The organism is Chryseobacterium sp. KBW03 (assembly GCF_003852415.1).
GTDB classification, from domain to species: Bacteria; Bacteroidota; Bacteroidia; order Flavobacteriales; family Weeksellaceae; genus Chryseobacterium; species Chryseobacterium viscerum.
Genome location: NZ_QAJO01000004.1, coordinates 52706 through 69842, shown reverse-complemented (window position 1 = coordinate 69842; position 17137 = coordinate 52706). Strand labels below are relative to the sequence as shown.

General features: G+C 35.0%; 19 protein-coding genes. 15 read left to right on the top strand and 4 right to left on the bottom strand.

Annotated elements, in window-relative coordinates; genetic code table 11:
- The first annotated feature begins 6 nt into the window (after nucleotides 1–6).
- The 5 genes from rpsK (at nucleotide 7) to DBR39_RS08260 (ending at nucleotide 3510) form a co-directional block, all read left to right on the top strand.
- Nucleotides 7–396: a 30S ribosomal protein S11 gene (gene rpsK, locus DBR39_RS08280; protein ID WP_047491454.1), complete on the top strand. Its 390-nt coding sequence runs from the start codon at nucleotides 7–9 to the stop codon at nucleotides 394–396.
- A 19-nt stretch (nucleotides 397–415) separates the two neighbouring features.
- Entirely contained in the window at nucleotides 416–1024 is a 609-nt protein-coding gene (gene rpsD / locus DBR39_RS08275) for a 30S ribosomal protein S4 (protein ID WP_103231545.1), read from the top strand.
- 33 nt (nucleotides 1025–1057) lie between these two features.
- The gene (locus DBR39_RS08270) at nucleotides 1058–2053 is read left to right on the top strand and encodes a DNA-directed RNA polymerase subunit alpha (protein ID WP_103231544.1); all 996 of its coding nucleotides are present in this window, start codon (nucleotides 1058–1060) and stop codon (nucleotides 2051–2053) included.
- A 6-nt stretch (nucleotides 2054–2059) separates the two neighbouring features.
- Nucleotides 2060–2572 (top strand): 50S ribosomal protein L17, encoded by a 513-nt coding sequence (gene rplQ, locus DBR39_RS08265; RefSeq protein WP_103231543.1) that lies wholly within the window; start codon nucleotides 2060–2062, stop codon nucleotides 2570–2572.
- A 113-nt stretch (nucleotides 2573–2685) separates the two neighbouring features.
- Nucleotides 2686–3510, top strand: a complete 825-nt coding sequence (locus tag DBR39_RS08260; RefSeq protein WP_124532182.1) for an N-acetylmuramoyl-L-alanine amidase — start codon at nucleotides 2686–2688, stop codon at nucleotides 3508–3510.
- Between the two features lie 47 nt (nucleotides 3511–3557).
- Here DBR39_RS08260 and DBR39_RS08255 read toward each other — a convergent pair whose 3' ends face one another.
- A complete protein-coding gene (locus DBR39_RS08255) occupies nucleotides 3558–3992 on the bottom strand; it encodes a hypothetical protein (RefSeq protein WP_124532180.1) in 435 nt (144 codons plus the stop codon).
- A 356-nt stretch (nucleotides 3993–4348) separates the two neighbouring features.
- Between DBR39_RS08255 and DBR39_RS08250 the strand changes: the two genes are divergently transcribed.
- The 6 genes from DBR39_RS08250 (at nucleotide 4349) to DBR39_RS08225 (ending at nucleotide 10604) form a co-directional block, all read left to right on the top strand.
- Nucleotides 4349–4981: a response regulator transcription factor gene (locus DBR39_RS08250; RefSeq protein WP_124532178.1), complete on the top strand. Its 633-nt coding sequence runs from the start codon at nucleotides 4349–4351 to the stop codon at nucleotides 4979–4981.
- A gap of 6 nt (nucleotides 4982–4987) precedes the next feature.
- A complete protein-coding gene (locus tag DBR39_RS08245) occupies nucleotides 4988–5797 on the top strand; it encodes a hypothetical protein (RefSeq protein WP_124532176.1) in 810 nt (269 codons plus the stop codon).
- A 618-nt stretch (nucleotides 5798–6415) separates the two neighbouring features.
- A complete protein-coding gene (locus DBR39_RS08240) occupies nucleotides 6416–7204 on the top strand; it encodes a sensor histidine kinase (protein ID WP_124532174.1) in 789 nt (262 codons plus the stop codon).
- Between the two features lie 97 nt (nucleotides 7205–7301).
- On the top strand, nucleotides 7302–7631 hold the full coding sequence (locus tag DBR39_RS08235) for a hypothetical protein (protein WP_124532172.1): 330 nt from the start codon (nucleotides 7302–7304) through the stop codon (nucleotides 7629–7631).
- A 309-nt stretch (nucleotides 7632–7940) separates the two neighbouring features.
- Nucleotides 7941–9233 (top strand): phosphopyruvate hydratase, encoded by a 1293-nt coding sequence (eno, locus tag DBR39_RS08230; RefSeq protein WP_124532170.1) that lies wholly within the window; start codon nucleotides 7941–7943, stop codon nucleotides 9231–9233.
- Nucleotides 9234–9317: 84 nt separating this feature from the next.
- A complete protein-coding gene (locus tag DBR39_RS08225) occupies nucleotides 9318–10604 on the top strand; it encodes a citrate synthase (RefSeq protein ID WP_103231534.1) in 1287 nt (428 codons plus the stop codon).
- A gap of 63 nt (nucleotides 10605–10667) precedes the next feature.
- Here DBR39_RS08225 and DBR39_RS08220 read toward each other — a convergent pair whose 3' ends face one another.
- Nucleotides 10668–10991 (bottom strand): nuclear transport factor 2 family protein, encoded by a 324-nt coding sequence (locus tag DBR39_RS08220; RefSeq protein ID WP_124532168.1) that lies wholly within the window; start codon nucleotides 10989–10991, stop codon nucleotides 10668–10670.
- A 17-nt stretch (nucleotides 10992–11008) separates the two neighbouring features.
- Nucleotides 11009–11803, bottom strand: coding sequence for an SDR family oxidoreductase (locus DBR39_RS08215; RefSeq protein WP_124532166.1), 795 nt, complete (start codon nucleotides 11801–11803; stop codon nucleotides 11009–11011).
- Between the two features lie 121 nt (nucleotides 11804–11924).
- Between DBR39_RS08215 and DBR39_RS08210 the strand changes: the two genes are divergently transcribed.
- From DBR39_RS08210 to DBR39_RS08200, 3 genes are all read left to right on the top strand, one after another.
- A complete protein-coding gene (locus DBR39_RS08210; RefSeq protein WP_124532164.1) occupies nucleotides 11925–12311 on the top strand; it encodes a winged helix-turn-helix transcriptional regulator in 387 nt (128 codons plus the stop codon).
- Nucleotides 12312–12398: 87 nt separating this feature from the next.
- Complete coding sequence (locus DBR39_RS08205) at nucleotides 12399–13460, top strand: helix-turn-helix domain-containing protein (RefSeq protein ID WP_124532162.1); 1062 nt, start codon at nucleotides 12399–12401, stop codon at nucleotides 13458–13460.
- An 80-nt stretch (nucleotides 13461–13540) separates the two neighbouring features.
- The gene (locus DBR39_RS08200) at nucleotides 13541–15703 is read left to right on the top strand and encodes a TonB-dependent receptor domain-containing protein (RefSeq protein ID WP_124532160.1); all 2163 of its coding nucleotides are present in this window, start codon (nucleotides 13541–13543) and stop codon (nucleotides 15701–15703) included.
- Between the two features lie 35 nt (nucleotides 15704–15738).
- On the opposite strand, the gene DBR39_RS24205 is transcribed toward DBR39_RS08200, so the two are convergent.
- Entirely contained in the window at nucleotides 15739–15903 is a 165-nt protein-coding gene (locus DBR39_RS24205) for a hypothetical protein (protein WP_165790500.1), read from the bottom strand.
- Between the two features lie 281 nt (nucleotides 15904–16184).
- Between DBR39_RS24205 and DBR39_RS08195 the strand changes: the two genes are divergently transcribed.
- On the top strand, nucleotides 16185–17099 hold the full coding sequence (locus DBR39_RS08195; RefSeq protein ID WP_103233312.1) for a dimethylarginine dimethylaminohydrolase family protein: 915 nt from the start codon (nucleotides 16185–16187) through the stop codon (nucleotides 17097–17099).
- Nucleotides 17100–17137: the final 38 nt, after the last annotated feature.

Sequence of the window (17137 nt, the reverse complement as noted above, 5' to 3'; positions counted from 1 at the left end):
GGAATTATGGCAAAACAAAGTAAAGTAGTTAAAAAAAGAAAAGTAAAAGTTGAAGCTATTGGTGAAGCACATATTCAAGCTTCTTTCAATAACATCATCATTTCTTTAACAAATAAAAGCGGAGAAGTTATCTCTTGGGCATCTGCCGGTAAAATGGGTTTCAGAGGTTCTAAAAAGAATACTCCATTTGCTGCTCAAATGGCAGCTGAAAATTGCTCTAATGTTGCTCACGAAGCTGGATTAAGAAGAGTAAAGGTATACGTTAAAGGTCCTGGTGCAGGTAGAGAATCTGCAATCAGAACTATTCACAACTCAGGAATTGAAGTGAGTGAAATCGTTGATGTGACTCCAATGCCACACAATGGATGTAGACCACCAAAAAGAAGAAGAGTTTAATTTTTAGAATTTACCCATTATGGCAAGATATATTGGACCTAAAACTAAGATTGCTAGAAAGTTTGGTGCTGCAATCTACGGAGATGATAAAAACTTCGAAAAAAGAAAGAACCAACCGCCAGGACAACACGGTCCTAACAAAAGAAGAGGTGCTAAAAAATCAGAATATGCAGTTCAGTTAGCTGAAAAACAAAAAGCTAAATATACTTACGGTATTTTAGAAAGACAGTTTGCTAATTTATTTGAAAAAGCACACAGAAGCAAAGGTGTAACAGGTGAAGTACTTTTACAGCTTTGTGAATCAAGATTGGATAACGTAGTATACAGATTAGGGTTTGCAAAAACTAGATCTGGAGCTAGACAATTGGTTTCTCACAGACACATCACTGTGAACGGAGAAATTCTTAATATCCCTTCTTACTTGGTAAAAGCTGGTGATGTAATCACTGTAAGAGAAAAGTCTAAGTCTCTTGAAGTTGTTACCAATTCATTGGCTTCTAAGTCAAACTATGAGTGGTTACAATTCAACGATGAGAAGAAAGAAGGTACTTTCATTTCTGCTCCTGAAAGAATCCAGATTCCGGAGGACATTAAGGAAAACCTTATCGTCGAACTTTACTCTAAATAATTTTTTAATCAAATTTTTGCTCAACCCAATAATATGGCAATTTTACAATTCATAAAACCCGATAAAGTAATTTTACTTAACTCTGATGAATTTAAAGGTCAATTCGAATTTAGACCTTTAGAACCAGGTTTCGGGCTTACAATCGGTAATGCTTTGAGAAGAGTGTTGCTTTCTTCTCTGGAAGGATACGCTATTTCATCTATCAAAATAGAAGGTGTAGAGCACGAATTTTCAACTATTCCAGGAGTAATCGAAGACGTTACCGAAATTATTCTTAACCTTAAGCAGGTAAGATTAAAAGCTTCAGCAGAAGGCCAGGCTAACGAGCAGGTTGTTGCTAAAGTTTCAGGTCAGACGGTTATTACTGCTGGTGATTTAGGGAAATCTATCAATGGATTTGAGGTTCTAAACCCAGATTTAGTGATTTGTAACCTAAACAGTGATGTAACTTTCGAAATTACTTTCAATATTGAAAAAGGTAGAGGGTATGTGCCTTCTGAACAAAATAAGTCAAACAATGCTCCTGTAGGAACTATTGCTATCGACTCTATTTTTACGCCGATCAAGAAAGTACAATATAGCATTGAAAATTATCGTGTAGAGCAAAAAACAGACTACGAAAAACTTGTATTAGATATAGAAACTGACGGGTCTATTAGCCCTCAGAATGCTTTAACAGAAGCTTCTAAGATATTAATTTATCACTTCATGTTATTCTCTGATGAGAGAATAACGCTTGAAACTGAAGCTGTAAAAGCATCTATCCAATATGATGAGGAAACTCTTCATACAAGACAACTACTTAAGTCTAAATTAGCAGATATGGATCTTTCAGTAAGAGCCCTTAACTGTCTTAAAGCAGCTGAAGTAGAAACTCTTGGAGAATTGGTTTCTTACAGTAAGTCTGATTTGATGAAATTCAGAAATTTTGGTAAAAAATCTTTGACAGAACTAGAAGAATTAGTGCATTCAAAAGGTCTTAACTTCGGTTTCGACGTTGCAAAATATAAGTTAGACGCTGATAAATAATTAATAATGAGACACGGTAAAAAATTCAATCACTTAGGAAGAACAGCTTCTCACAGAAGCGCTTTACTTTCTAATATGGCTTGTTCTCTAATTGAGCATAAAAGAATCAACACTACTGTAGCTAAAGCGAAAGCTTTAAGAGTATATGTTGAGCCTCTATTAACAAAAGCAAAAGAAGATACTACACACAACAGAAGAGTAGTATTCTCTTACCTTCAAAATAAATTTGCGGTTGCTGAATTATTCAGAACTGTAGCTCCTAAAATCGCTGAAAGAAACGGTGGTTATACAAGAATCATTAAGACAGGTTTCAGACCAGGTGATGCTGCTGATATGGCTCTTATCGAATTGGTAGATTTCAACGAGCTTTACAACCCTAATGCTGAAGAGAAAAAAGCTACGAGAAGAAGCAGAAGATCTACAACGGCTAAAACAGCAGTAGTTGCTGATGCTCCTGTAGTAGAAGAGAAAGTAGAAGAAGCTAAAGCTGATTCTGCTGAAGAAAAAACTGAAGAATAATATTCATTCAGATATATAATAAAACCATTCGTAATACGGATGGTTTTTTTTTATTTCATTAATGTTTAATTAATATATTTAGAATAACTTTGAGGGTTTAAAAAATCTTGATCATGATCATCGCAAAAGATAAGTTAGGAAAAACAATTTCCGGGGAGAGCATTACCTTTATAGAATCTCCCAATAAAGAGGGAATTATTATTCCGGAATACATTATCATTCATTTCACAGCAGGACGCGGAGCTGAAAATTCAATAAACTGGTTTCAGGATCCTACAGCAAAAGCTTCAGCTCATATTATTATCGATAGAGATGGCAGGATTACCCAAATGGTAGAATTTAATAAGAAAGCCTGGCATGCGGGAAGAAGCCGATGGGCCGACCGTTCAGGGTTCAATGATTTTTCTATTGGTATTGAGCTCGAAAACCCGGGAAGACTTACAAAAGTAAATGAACGGTTTTATGCATGGTTTGAAAAAGAATATTCTAAAGATGTTGTAGTAGCAGCTAAGCATAAACATGAAAATACTACTTCTTACTGGCATAGCTTTACAGAGAAACAACTGGAAACCTGTTTTCAGGTTTGTAAACTGTTGATGGAAACCTACAATATTAAAGATATTCTAGGGCATGATGATATCGCTCCTTTCAGAAAAAACGATCCGGGTCCGGCATTTCCTATGGAAAGTTTCAGAGCGAAGCTATTGGGAAGAGAAGATGATACTGCAGATATGTTTGAAGTAAGTGCTGAATATGCTAATGTAAGAACTGGTGCAGGGACAGCATTTGAAACAGTGGTTAAACTTAAGAAAAATACCCAGGTCGAGTTTATTAAAAGTAAACTGGGATGGTTCTATGTATATGTTTTGATGGAAGCAGGAAAAGATGGTGAACCTATATATGGTTGGATCAATAGTGATCTGTTGAAGAAAGTTTAAAAATTTATATAAATAAAATGTCCCTCAATAAAAGGGACATTTCTATTTTAAATCTTTGTTCTTTTCAGTTCAATAATATTATTGCCTTGCTCAAGGTGGAGACTGTCTCCTTTTACCCTTGCAGTCATATCATCTTTCTTGTAAATTGTTTCATCACCTTTAGTTTCTGATTTAGGTAATGTAAACGTTTTCTTATTGCTGGTAATGGCTACTGTACTTTCCTTCGGATCATTTTTGAAAACAACTTTTACCAATGTCCCATCTGTAGCTTTATAAACAAAATCTGTTTTCTCAGTTTTCTGTCCATTGATATCTACAGTGGAAGAACTTTGTGTTACCGAATCTATTTTTCCATTGTTGTCCGTAACTACAGTTGTTGAACTGTCTGTTTTGATAACGCTTTTGTTTCCGCTTTCGCTTTTTTTACAGCTTACTGCTGTTAATGCAAGTACAGCACCAAGTGCTAAAAGACCTTTTTTCATGATTATTTTTTTTGATATTTATTATGATTTTTATTCTTTGAAATTTACAAAAATCATGCCTGACAATATGGGAATTTTCGATTGATATTCATATATAATTCTCTTTTTTTAATGAAGAAAATAAAATAATGTTAGAGAGCCTCTTTTTCAAAGCTTTATTGGGTATTTATTCATTGTTTCTTTTATTATGTTGGCATTGATTTAAATTAATGTTGTTTTTGCAACGAAAAATTGATTAGATTTAGTAAAAACTAAAAGACTGAACCATAACTATCAATTCAGATGTCAATATTACACAAAGGTGTAATTGATTTCCATTTGTTTTCTGTTGAAATTTGCTACAAACAAAAAAGGTCATGAGCATTTCCATCGCCATAGTAGAGGACGAAAAGAACTACAACAATGCGTTGAAGAAAGTCATCAATTACCAGGAGGACATGAAAGTAATCGCTCAGTTTTTTGATGGGAATGATGCTATGAAAAATCTACCCGATTTTTCTCCGGATGTAGTGATGATGGATATCCAGCTGCAAGATATGCTCGGAATCGAAATCATAGAAAAGCTACGAAAAGAAATGCCCAATACGCAGTTCATCATGTGTACCAGTTTTGACGATGATGAAAAGATCTTTAATTCTCTAAAAGCTGGCGCTATGGGGTATTTGGTGAAAGGAGAAAGCATGGACAAGATTCTTTCTTCTATCCGGGATGTATACCATGGCGGAGCTCCAATGAGTTTTTCTATTGCCCGAAAAGTTCTTAAACATTTTGAAAAAAAACTTCCGGAAATTAAAGGCTTCGACGAACTTACGGAACGGGAAAAAGAAGTTCTGGAACTTCTATCGCAAGGTCTTCTATACAAGGAAATTGCGGATCAGAAATTTATCAGTATTGATACCGTCAAAAAACATGTTGGAAATATCTACAGAAAACTCCACGTAAACAATAAAGTGGAGGCTATCAATAAGTTTAACAATTTTAAAAACTAAGAAATTATGGAAAAAAATGAAAATCAGTTAGAAATTCTAAGTATTGCATCTCAAAAATTATTTGGAGAAGATTTTTTTTCTCCTGATAAAGAATTGACAGAAGAGGAGATGTTAGTTAGAAATTTCATAGAAAGGCATCGAGATAGAAATCGAGATAAAATTAGAGTTCAAGAGCCAATACCTGATTATATAGTATTTGAAGACAATATGAATTTCCTTTCTAAATTGCCTAACGATGTATGTGATCTCTATTTAGACTTCACTGTATTTAGTCAAAAGGTGAAATATTATGAAAGTTTAGGATATGATGAAATATATTTTTCATTTGTAGAATTAAATGATACTTTATTAAGCAGTATATCTAATTCTGATAACAAAGACGCTCTTGCTAAATTTAAAAACGACCTTTATATCATTGTGAAATTTAAGCAAACACCAAATAATATTGTAAAAAATTATTTTTTATTTAATGTTCGCTATGCAGAACGTGATTCAAAATTTATCTCAGACAAAATGATAAATGATTTCAGCAAAACAACAACTGCTCTTAAGCTTAAAAATATTTCAAAGGATAATTACCTTACTTGTGAAATTAAATATGACTTGGCAAAAGTTTCAAAATACATGGATACGTTAAATAAATATTGCCATGATTTTAATACAGATATTATTAAGATTGGATTTACATATTGCCTAGGAGAAAAACCATCTGCAAAAGATTCTAGGGAAGCATTTTACTTAGTGTCTCTCCCGATAGATCATAAAGGCTCCCTAAGCTTTTTCCCATATTACGATCAAGGAAGTTTAGAACCATAAAATGCTTATTACAGCCTACTATATCATTTCTTTTATGGTGTTGATAAAAGGTATCATAGTTTTGAGAGGAAGAAAATTATCCTCTCAAGACTATTTTTTGTTGTATTTAATCGTCAATTTTGCTGTAGATTTTTTTTCAGAAATTAATCTTATTTCAACTAAATCAATTCAGTATAATTATCTGAATCTTTTCAATAGTTTTTATTTTATCACCTTTTATTTCCGCTACATTAAAAACAAGAAAATAGTAATTACCATTGTAATAATAGCTTTAATAGCAATACTATTGAATATTGAGCTTTTTTATGTTGATAAGTATAATTTGAATATTGCGATCACTTATTGTGTGGTCAATATACTACAGGTATTGTATTGGTGTAGTTATAAATTAAACAATATCAGTGAATCAAAAATTACAGAAGATCCCGTCTTTTGGATTTCAACTTCGATACTTTTATGGAGCTGTTTTTTTCTTTTCAGAATTATTCCGATGTATCTTTTGGATGAAATTGATAAACCGTTTCTAAAACTTCTGAAACAGATATTAAATATAATCAATATTGTATGCTGTGTCTTATTCTTTATTGCATTACACAAATATAAATCGATGGATAAAAAATGAAGTCTTTACCCTCAGAAATAAAACTTATTTTTTTAATAGCATTACTACTGGTTGTGCTTTTGGTTGCTTTTACCATTTTCGTCGTATTAATGTACAATCGAAAGCAGCTTTTATACCTGAAAGAACAACAGCTCAAAGAAGCCGAACACCAAAACCAGCTCCTGCAGAAAGAACTCGAAAAACAAAAAGTGCTGAAACAGGAACGGGAACGTATTTCCCTCGATATGCATGATGACCTGGGAGCAGGAATTTCAGCATTGAAACTTCAGGCAGAATTTCTGAAACAGAAAGCAGAAGACGATGATCTGCAAAGTGATATCGATGAACTTCTGAAGACCTCTGAAGAAATGAACATCTCCATGAGAGAAATGCTCTGGAGTCTGAACTCAGGAAATGACACATTGGGGAGTTTTATCGATTATGCGATCTTGTATACCGGAAATTTTTTAAAGAAAACAAAAATAGTATTACGTTCAGAATGTGAAGATATCATTACTGAAACTTCTATTTCCGCGGAAATGAGGCGTAATCTTTTTCTCTGTTTGAAAGAAGCGGTCAATAATGTGTATAAACACAGTCAGGCAAATACTTTGAAACTTTCATTTTCTCAGGATAAAGATAACTTTTATATGAAAATCGAAGATAATGGAATGGGGATTTCAGATGACCAGCCAAAAGGAAACGGCCTCAGAAATATGAAAAGGAGAATGACTGAATTATCTGGTGAATGCAATATCTTATCCCAAAATCCAGGAACTTCTTTGATCTTCAAAATAACATTATAGATCAACATAATGACAGCATCACTCTTATAAATTACCCTTTTGTGTAATTGACAGATATGGTTTTTTAATGGAAATTTGATCTATAAAACCAAAAGCCATGAAAACTCTTATTAACGACAGTATTGGAGACTTAGAAATTGCTTTAAAAAACAACAGTGATCTTCAGGATAAATTCAAAACAAATCCTGTAGAGGCTATTAAAAATGTTGAGATAAAAAATCCGAAAGACACAGATTATTGGATCTACAGAATTATTGTACTGATGCTTGGATTGGCAGTGATTGCCATTATAGCAGGACTTATTCTTATCTCTTTCTGGAATCAAGGGAAATCTCCTGATGCTCAATTAGTGACAATCTTTGCAACCATTTCCTCAGGATCAATAGGCGCTTTAGCGGGTTTATTATCTCCTTCCCCCAGAAAATAAAATAACAACATCTCATGAAAGCTTTAAAAATGAAACGGTATTGCTGTATTGTCCTTTTTTAGGGCTATCAGAACAAAACGAGAAGATAAGTGACCTTAAAATTAATTTCAAACTCCAGTATTTTGATATCTGGAGTTTTTTTATGATTCTTTTTCCCATTTTAAACTGCAAATTCCACCCAAAGAAATTGTAGAGTTATCATAATATAAATTAACTAAAATTTAACTTGCATTTATTTCAAAAAAATCCCTTGAAATACCCCTGAAAGTTTAATTTTGATTAAATTTGTCTAAACTAAAAAAATAAAAAATGAGTGCAATTTCTTACATAGAAGCAAGACAGATTTTAGATTCCAGAGGAAATCCTACCATCGAAGTAGATGTATTTACAGAAAGTGGGGCAATGGGCCGTGCTGCTGTACCTTCAGGAGCGTCTACAGGAGAACACGAAGCGGTAGAATTACGTGACGGTGGTTCAGAATATCAGGGAAAAGGAGTTCTGAAAGCTATTGAAAATGTAAAAGAAGTAATTGCAGAGAATTTAGTTGGACAACCGGTTTTCGAACAAAACTATATCGATCAGATTATGATTGATCTTGACGGAACTTCAAACAAAGGAAATCTTGGTGCTAATGCAATTCTTGGTGTTTCTTTGGCCGTAGCAAGAGCTGCAGCTGCAGAATTAGGAATGCCTCTATATAAATATGTTGGTGGTGTGAATGCCAACACACTTCCTGTTCCTATGATGAATGTTATCAATGGTGGATCTCACTCAGATGCTCCTATCGCATTCCAGGAATTCATGATTATGCCTGTAAAAGCAGATTCTTTCTCTCATGCATTGAGAAAAGGAACTGAGATTTTCCACAATCTTAAATCTATTCTTCATTCAAGAGGTTTATCTACTGCGGTAGGTGACGAAGGTGGTTTTGCTCCTACTTTCAAAGGAACTGAAGATGCTTTGGATACATTACTTCAGGCAATTGAAAAAGCAGGCTATAAGCCAGGTGACGACATTATGTTAGCACTTGACTGTGCCGCTTCTGAATTCTACAAAGATGGAATTTACGATTACAGAAAATTCCAGACTCCGGATGCAGCTCAGTTTTCAAGCAGTGAACAGGTTTCTTACCTTGCGGAATTGGCGGCTAAATATCCAATCATTTCTATCGAAGACGGTATGCAGGAAAATGACTGGGAAGGTTGGAAAATGTTAACTGATAAAATCGGTGACAGAGTTCAGTTAGTAGGAGACGATTTATTTGTTACCAACGTAGAAAGGCTATCAAGAGGAGTAAAAGAAAATATTGCCAACTCTATCCTTGTAAAAGTAAACCAGATTGGTTCTCTTTCTGAAACAATGGCAGCGGTACAAATGGCTCAGAATAACAAATTCACTTCAGTAATGTCTCACAGATCAGGAGAAACTGAAGATTCTACTATTGCTGATTTAGCTGTAGCAATGAACTGTGGACAAATCAAAACAGGTTCAGCTTCAAGATCAGACAGAATGGCAAAATACAACCAGCTGTTGAGAATTGAAGAAGCACTAGGTGAAACTGCAATTTTCCCAGGATTAGAAGCATTTAAAATAAAAAGATAATTGAATTTATAAATAACGGCAAGCGATAATTTTTGTTTGCCGTATTTTATGGAAAGTGGTATATTTAAAAAAAATAAATAAATAATGTCAGACAACAAAGTAATATTGAATTACGACGGTAATTCATATGAATATCCAATCGTGGATAGTACTATCGGAGACAGAGGGATTGATATTTCAAAATTAAGAGACCAGACAGGTTTGATCACTCTGGATTTAGGTTACAAAAATACAGGAGCTACTATTAGCGACATCACTTACTTAGACGGAGATAAAGGAGAATTATTCTACAGAGGTTATCCAATTGAGCAAATTGCTGAAAAATCTAACTTCACTGAAGTAATGTATCTTTTATTACATGGAGAATTACCTAACCAGGATCAGTTTACTTCATTCGACAATAATATTAAAAAATATAACTTCATCGCAGACGAAATGAAAAAGATCATTGATGTTTTTCCTCGTTCTGCTCACCCTATGGGAGTTTTATCTTCTATGACTTCTGCATTGACAGCTTTTAATCCTAAAGCAGTTAATGTAAACTCTAAAGAAGAAATGGATCATGCAGCTGAGCTGATGATTGCTAAGTTCTCTCACCTTTGTGCTTGGACTTACAGAAAAACTCAAGGTTTACCATTAAACCACGGAGATAACAACCTAAACTATGTAGAGAACTTCTACAAAATGGCATTCAGATTACCAAACGCTGATTTTGAAATTGATCCGGTAGTGGTAGGTGCTTTAGATAAATTATTAATTCTTCACGCTGACCACGAGCAAAACTGTTCTACTTCTACAGTAAGAATGGTAGGTTCTGCTCACACAGGTCTTTTCGCTTCTATCTCTGCTGGAGTATCTGCACTTTGGGGACCACTTCACGGTGGAGCTAACCAGGCTGTAATCGAAATGCTTGAGCTTATCGAGAAAGATGGTGGTGATGTATCTAAATATGTTGCTAAAGCTAAAGATAAAAATGATAACTTCCGTCTAATGGGATTCGGACACAGAGTTTACAAAAACTTCGACCCAAGAGCGAAAATCATCAAGAAAGCTGCTGACGATATCCTTACTGCACTTGGTATTCAGGATAAAGCTCTTGACATTGCAATGCAGTTAGAAAGAGTAGCACTTGAGGATGAGTACTTCATCGAAAGAAAACTATATCCAAACGTAGACTTCTATTCAGGAATTATCTACAGAGCATTAGGAATTCCTACAGAAATGTTTACCGTAATGTTTGCATTAGGAAGACTTCCAGGATGGATTTCTCAGTGGAAAGAAATGAGACTAAAAGGAGACCCGATTGGAAGACCAAGACAGGTTTACCAAGGTGCTCAGGAAAGAAACTATATCGATATCGCAAGCAGATAATATTTGCTTTTATCATAATAAAAAAATCCCAAAGTTTACTTTGGGATTTTTTTTTTTTACAACTTATTCAGTAATAATTAAAGCTGTTATAAGATTGCTCTCAATTCTGAAATGAAAATTTAGCAGTATTGGGCTTCCATCGAAAGAACCGGAAATATTGATCCTTAAAAGAATTGTATGATCCCTTGTTGAAAAATCTTGTACTTCAAACAATGTTTGAAATTCACTGTTAGATATCTCATTCCATTGCCTTATTTCCTCTTTTCCGCTATATATTTTTCCTTCATCAAACACAGTTGCCTGATCCGAAAAACAATTGGAAAAAGATGTACTGTCAAAAAGCTTCTGTGCTTTTAAAAATTCCTGTAAAATGTTCGGTAGATTCATATTGTTATTTTTAATAATTAAATAGTAGGAATGGTGCCGCCATCTACTACATATTCGGTTCCTGTTAAATATCCAGCCCTTGGAGAAACTAGAAAACCAACAAACTCTGCAATATCTTCAGGTTGTGCCGGTTTACCGATAGGGATCCCTCCCAGTGCATCCATAACACTTTGCGTAGCTTCTTCAATAGTGATCTTTGAACTATCAGCAATACGTTCCATCATTCGGGTTGCTGATGAAGTCATAATCCAGCCCGGAGAAACAGTGAGTACACGGATCCCTTTTGGGGAAACTTCTTTTGATAAACCTTTACTGTAGTTGATAAGTCCAGCTTTAGCAGCTGCGTAGGGTAATGTAGAATCAAATAAAGGTAATCTTCCCTGAATAGAGGCAATATGGATAATTACTCCATTCTTTCGCTCCAGCATTTGGGGGAGAAATCCTCTGTCTAAACGGACTGGCGCGAGAAGATTCGTCTGAATGGTGTTTTCCCAATCTTCATCACTGAGAACAGCAAAACCACCACCGGGCGTATCTGAACCGCCAAGGGTATTAATCAGAATATCCAGTCTGCCAAATGTGGAAAGAACTTCCCGTACCAATTTTTCGGTTTCTTTTGGCTGACTCAGATCGCCTGCAATAAAATGAAGGCGGTTGTTCATATTTTCAGGTTGATTTCTTGCAGTGACAATTACAATGGCGCCTGCAGCTAATAATCTTTCGGCAATTGCTTTTCCGGTTCCCTTTGTTCCCCCTGTTACCAAAGCGATTTTATCTGATAATTCGTTGTTGAAATTAAATGATTCTGTCATGATTTCTTTTTTGTACAAATTTCAGGAGTATGACGGGCTCATACAAGTACGGGGTTACGAATCACATAGGGATAAATTTATCCCCTATTGTGGTATCATGTCTTTGTGCTACATTTGTTTTATGTATGAAAGAAAAATCCCACCCAACCTGAACTGCGGTCTCGATCTGATTGCAGAAGTGTTGTATGGTAAATGGAAAATCCGTTTGCTGTGGTTTATTAATGAGGGATATCAAAGACCCAGCGAGCTGCAGAGAAAGATTCCTGATGCTTCCCGTAGAGTTTTGAATGTACAGTTGAAAGAACTTGAAGAGCATGATCTCGTGACTAAGAAAATTTATCCTGTTTTACCCCCAAAAGTAGAATACAGGCTTACAGAGTTTGGGCAGACACTCATTCCTGTGATTGCTGCACTGGGAAAATGGGGGGATGATCACGAAGAACGTTTACGAAGATTGATTTTAAAAAGGTTGGAAAACGGATCAGAGAATAATGTTGAGCAGCCTTAAGGGCAATTTTTACTATTTTACAAAAAATTATAGAAAACCGGATACAATAATTTGATTAAATTTACTACTGTAAAAAATTAATATACAATGACTTTAGGACAGCAGCTGTTATTTTTCTTTAGTGCGGTAGGAGCTTTCAATGGATTCCTGCTGGGAATTTATCTGCTGTTTGTTAAAAAACTGAAATACCTGCCAGACTTCTTCCTTGGACTTCTTCTTTTAATGCTGAGTACAAGAGTAGGAATTTCTGTATGCATCTACTTTTATCCTGATTTACCAAGAATTATCCCGCATTTGGGATTGTCGGCCCTGTTTTTTACAGGCCCTGCCTTATATTACTATGTGAAATCTTCCTTTCAGCAGGACCAATTTGATTGGAAGAGCTGTCAGAAGTGGTTTGGGATACTAACGATTATTTTAGGAGCAGTCGGGTTATTATATTTGGTGTTTCCTGTTACATGGGATCACTATTTTGGAAGTTTCATTTATACCGCCTGGTCTGTATTTATATTTCTTACGGTGTATCAGTATTATATTTTGGTTAAACAGAACCATACAAACCCAAACAAATTTGTTCTTCCGGTGCTGATCAGTAATGTGATTATCTTTTTGACATATCAGCTGATTTCTACAGGTTGGATACAGATATACTGTGCGGGAGGGAGTCTTGTATTTTCATTTGTGCTGTATGCCAACTTTTTGATCTTATTCAATAAAAAACATCAACAGCTCCCGGTAAAAGAAGCCGGAAGATATTCCAATAAAAAGATTTCAGAAGAACAGGCCGATAATTTTGTATCCAGATTACAGAGGCTGATGAGTGCTGAAGAACTTTATCGAAATCCGAATCTTAAACTGAGCGATCTGGCTTCCAGGATGAATATGTCTGCCCATCAGCTTTCCCAACTATTGAATGATAATTTGGATAAAAGTTTTTCTACTTATATCAACGAATACAGGATCAGTGAAGCCTGTGAAAAAATTGAAAATGGATCCTATTTGAAAATTGAGGAGATTGGGTATGAAGTAGGATTTAATTCCAAATCAACTTTCTTTTCTACTTTTAAGAAGATAAAAAATACAACACCGCTTTTGTACAAACAATCAAAAACCCTTACTGAGCCTAGGCTTCAGAGTTTGGATTTATAATTCAGTACTGCGGAATTTTAATTTCAAAACCCTTTTTTTACGGCAACCCGATACTTTTGATGTCATAAAATTTAATATTTATGATGATCAAATTATGGTTTTTGATACTGTTCTTGCTTCTCTCATTTTATGGAAAAGCACAGAAAGTAACCTCAGATTCTCTGACAAAAACAGAGTCCTCCACAACCAATATTTCAGAAGTTGTTATCCAGTCAGCTCCAAGAAAGATGAAACTGAATGATGGAAATGTGGTAATGGCTGTTGCCGGAAATAATGACTTTAAAACCTCTACCCATCTTCTCGATGTTCTGAGAAAAACACCCGGTGTTACAGTAGACCAGGAAGACGGAATTTTTATTGGGGGAAGAATTACTCCTGCCATTTTTATTGATGGCAAGCCTGTTGTCATGAGTAATCAGGAGATACAGGCATACTTACGGTCTTTATCACCCGAAATGGTAGAATCTGTAGAAGTAAATACCAATCCTTCTTCAAAATATGATGCAGAATTTAAAGGAATTATTGATATTAAATTAAAAAAGAACACCAACCTTGGCTGGAAAGCAAACTATAGCGGGAATGTGTATACTAATAAATTCAACTACCGGGAAAATGCACTCAACCTATCTTATCATACAGGAAAGGCAACCTACAATCTGCAGGCCGGTTATAATGAAGGAATTTCAACCTATCGATATCAAGCGTTGCAACGGTTAGTGAATACCAATGTTATGCGTACCAATACCTATCAGGAGGATTTCGGAAAAGTCTATAATATTCAGGCAGGAGCAGATTTCAGGCTGAATGATAACAACAGAGTCGGGATCAGTCTAAGAAGTAACTTCCGGGAAAATGACCGTACACGTAGCGGATCACTTTATGCTACTGATAAAAATGAAACACAACTGGTGTTTCATACTGTGAGTGAAAATCCTACAAATTATTTGCAGGATAATTATGGAATAACAGCCGATTATTCTTTCCAAAATAAAGGATTTAAACTCAGTTTTTTAGGAAATTATCTTGCCGTTAAAAATAAGCAGGATGATGATTTTATCAATAAAGATCAGGCTACAGCTAATCTTTTGTCTTATTGGAAGTCTGATCTGCTTAACAAAATTAATATCTATACCACTCAGATAGATGCTTCCCAAAAAATAAATAATATAGACATCGAGGCAGGAATCAAGTACAGTAATTCCGACACCCATAATAATATCAGGTACGATACATTGTCTGTCGGAAATCAGTTTGTTTTTGACCCTACGCGAAGTAATGTATTTTCATATAAAGAAAAAATATGGGCAGGGTATCTCTCGTACAGACAGAAAATAGGAAATCTGCAGATCAATGCCGGGTTAAGATTTGAAAATACAAACAGTGTTTCCAATGCGGTTACTTTAGATTCTGTTGTTTCAAGAAACTATCTGGAATGGCTTCCGTCATTTAGTACAAGCTATACTTTTAATAAGTCCAGTGAACTTTCTCTCTCCTATAGCAGGAAGATAACAAGACCGGCTTTCTCGCAGCTTAATCCGTTCAGGTTTTATTTCAGTCCTCTCAATTACTGGATCGGAAATCCCTATTTACGGCCTTCATTTACCAGTCAGATCAAAGCTACCTATCGTTATAAAAACTGGGTTACAAGCTTTACGGTCGGAAAAGAAAAAGATTTCATGACACGTTATCCCATTTACAATCCGGAAACGAACGTACTGCAATATTTGGGAACCAATCTTCCGTATCGGAATTTCGCTGTTTTTGAAACCAGTTTTCCGGTCAGAATTACAAAATGGTGGAATATCACCAGCCAGTTCACAGGAAATTACAATTATGAATTCATGCCTTATCTGGATGAGGTTTTTGCATTGAACATTTATAATTATGGAATAAGAATCAATCAGGTATTTTCACTTCCAAAAGGATACACGGTGAATATTTTTGCCAATTATGAGTCCAAAACAGGTAACAGTCTTTACATCATTAAACCAAGATATACCATAGATGTATCAGTTCAGAAGTCTTGGTTTGATAATAAACTGAACACTAAAATCGGGTTTAATAATCTCCTGGATTCATATGAACAACAACTGGAATTCCGGCACAAAAAGATCATGGATAACCGCCTTACACACTGGTGGGATAGCAGCCGGCTGGTATTTTCGCTCATTTACAGCATAGGAAGTACAAAATATCAGGTAAAAGAAACCCAGAAAACAGAAGAAGAAAACAGAGCGAGATAAGAAAACCTGCTTGAAAAAGCAGGCTTTCATTTGTATTAAGGACATTGGCATCTGTCACATGTCCAGATATAACATTTTCCTGTATCATCCCATTCACAGCATCTTCTGGCTGTAGAGATTGGTGCTCCTCCCATAACGGATTTTTGTTGCTCTCTTCCTAATTTTTGTGCGTTTTTCAGCACTGGATTGTTCTTGTTCATGACTTTGATTTTTGGTGTTAATAGTTAAGTTTTATGATCTATAATTTCGCGAAAACTATATCACTAAGATATGAATTTAAATAATAAAAATAATATGTTTTTTAATACTTATGTAGATGAAATATAGTAGGTTGTAGAGGTTTTTGAAATAATACTTTTCCTTTTTTGTTAAAAAATAGTAAAAAACAATTTTGGACACATTCAAATTTAATGCATAAAATAATCCAAAAGTTTTATAGGTAGAGACCTTTACTTATATTTGTAGTATTGCATAAATCTTTATGAGACTAAACATTAAAAATGAAACGGGTAGGCTGAAGTCAGTAGTTCTAGGCCAGCCTAATTCACTGGGACCGGTTCCCACACTAGAGGAAAGTTATGACGCAAAGTCATATTACTCAATCGAACATAATATTTATCCTAAAGAACAGGATATTATTAATGAAATGAACGCTTTTGAAGCGGTTTTAAAAAAGTATGACGTTGAAGTACTGCGTCCAAGTATCATTAAAGATTACAATCAGGTTTTTTCAAGAGATGTAGCCTTTGTAATTGATGATAAAATGATCATTTCCAATGTGATCGCAGACAGAGCAGATGAGCAGGGCGCATACAAAAATGTTTTTGAAAAAGTAGCATGGAGAAAAATTATCAATCTTCCGGAAACAGCCCATATTGAAGGAGGGGATGTTATCGTATGGGATGATTTTATTTTCATCGGAACCTGTTTCAGCGAAGATTACAGAAACTATAAGACGGCAAGAACCAATGAGTATGCCATTGAAATATTAAAAGAATATTTTCCAAAGAAAAGAATCATTGACCTGGAACTGAAGAAAAACGATAAAATTCCGTTTGAAGGTATTCTGCATTTGGACTGTACATTCAATCCGGTAGGAGAAGACAAATGTATTATCTATAAAAACGGATTCGTAGATGAAAGCGACTACCGTTTAATCATCGATATTTTCGGAGAAGAAAACTGTTTCCATATCAATGATGAAGAAATGTTTGAAATGGTCCCTAATATTTTCTCTATTTCTCCTGATATAGTAGTTTCTGACAAAGCATTCACAAGAATGAACAACCATTTGAGAAACGAATGGGGAATGACCGTTGAAGAAATTCCTTACAGAGAAATCTCCAAAATGGGTGGTTTGTTGAGATGCTCTACCATGCCGCTTGTAAGAGAATAATTGAGTGGGAGAGTCTTAGGGTTTGAGAGTGGGAGAGT

Bases quoted from the DNA above. Each gene is read 5' to 3' on its own strand.
- rpsK (WP_047491454.1), top strand. From the start codon at position 7: ATGGCAAAACAAAGTAAAGTAGTTAAAAAAAGAAAAGTAAAAGTTGAA.
- rpsD (WP_103231545.1), top strand. From the start codon at position 416: ATGGCAAGATATATTGGACCTAAAACTAAGATTGCTAGAAAGTTTGGT.
- DBR39_RS08270 (WP_103231544.1), top strand. From the start codon at position 1,058: ATGGCAATTTTACAATTCATAAAACCCGATAAAGTAATTTTACTTAAC.
- rplQ (WP_103231543.1), top strand. From the start codon at position 2,060: ATGAGACACGGTAAAAAATTCAATCACTTAGGAAGAACAGCTTCTCAC.
- DBR39_RS08260 (WP_124532182.1), top strand. From the start codon at position 2,686: ATGATCATCGCAAAAGATAAGTTAGGAAAAACAATTTCCGGGGAGAGC.
- DBR39_RS08255 (WP_124532180.1), bottom strand. From the start codon at position 3,992: ATGAAAAAAGGTCTTTTAGCACTTGGTGCTGTACTTGCATTAACAGCA.
- DBR39_RS08250 (WP_124532178.1), top strand. From the start codon at position 4,349: ATGAGCATTTCCATCGCCATAGTAGAGGACGAAAAGAACTACAACAAT.
- DBR39_RS08245 (WP_124532176.1), top strand. From the start codon at position 4,988: ATGGAAAAAAATGAAAATCAGTTAGAAATTCTAAGTATTGCATCTCAA.
- DBR39_RS08240 (WP_124532174.1), top strand. From the start codon at position 6,416: ATGAAGTCTTTACCCTCAGAAATAAAACTTATTTTTTTAATAGCATTA.
- DBR39_RS08235 (WP_124532172.1), top strand. From the start codon at position 7,302: ATGAAAACTCTTATTAACGACAGTATTGGAGACTTAGAAATTGCTTTA.
- eno (WP_124532170.1), top strand. From the start codon at position 7,941: ATGAGTGCAATTTCTTACATAGAAGCAAGACAGATTTTAGATTCCAGA.
- DBR39_RS08225 (WP_103231534.1), top strand. From the start codon at position 9,318: ATGTCAGACAACAAAGTAATATTGAATTACGACGGTAATTCATATGAA.
- DBR39_RS08220 (WP_124532168.1), bottom strand. From the start codon at position 10,991: ATGAATCTACCGAACATTTTACAGGAATTTTTAAAAGCACAGAAGCTT.
- DBR39_RS08215 (WP_124532166.1), bottom strand. From the start codon at position 11,803: ATGACAGAATCATTTAATTTCAACAACGAATTATCAGATAAAATCGCT.
- DBR39_RS08210 (WP_124532164.1), top strand. From the start codon at position 11,925: ATGTATGAAAGAAAAATCCCACCCAACCTGAACTGCGGTCTCGATCTG.
- DBR39_RS08205 (WP_124532162.1), top strand. From the start codon at position 12,399: ATGACTTTAGGACAGCAGCTGTTATTTTTCTTTAGTGCGGTAGGAGCT.
- DBR39_RS08200 (WP_124532160.1), top strand. From the start codon at position 13,541: ATGATGATCAAATTATGGTTTTTGATACTGTTCTTGCTTCTCTCATTT.
- DBR39_RS24205 (WP_165790500.1), bottom strand. From the start codon at position 15,903: ATGAACAAGAACAATCCAGTGCTGAAAAACGCACAAAAATTAGGAAGA.
- DBR39_RS08195 (WP_103233312.1), top strand. From the start codon at position 16,185: ATGAGACTAAACATTAAAAATGAAACGGGTAGGCTGAAGTCAGTAGTT.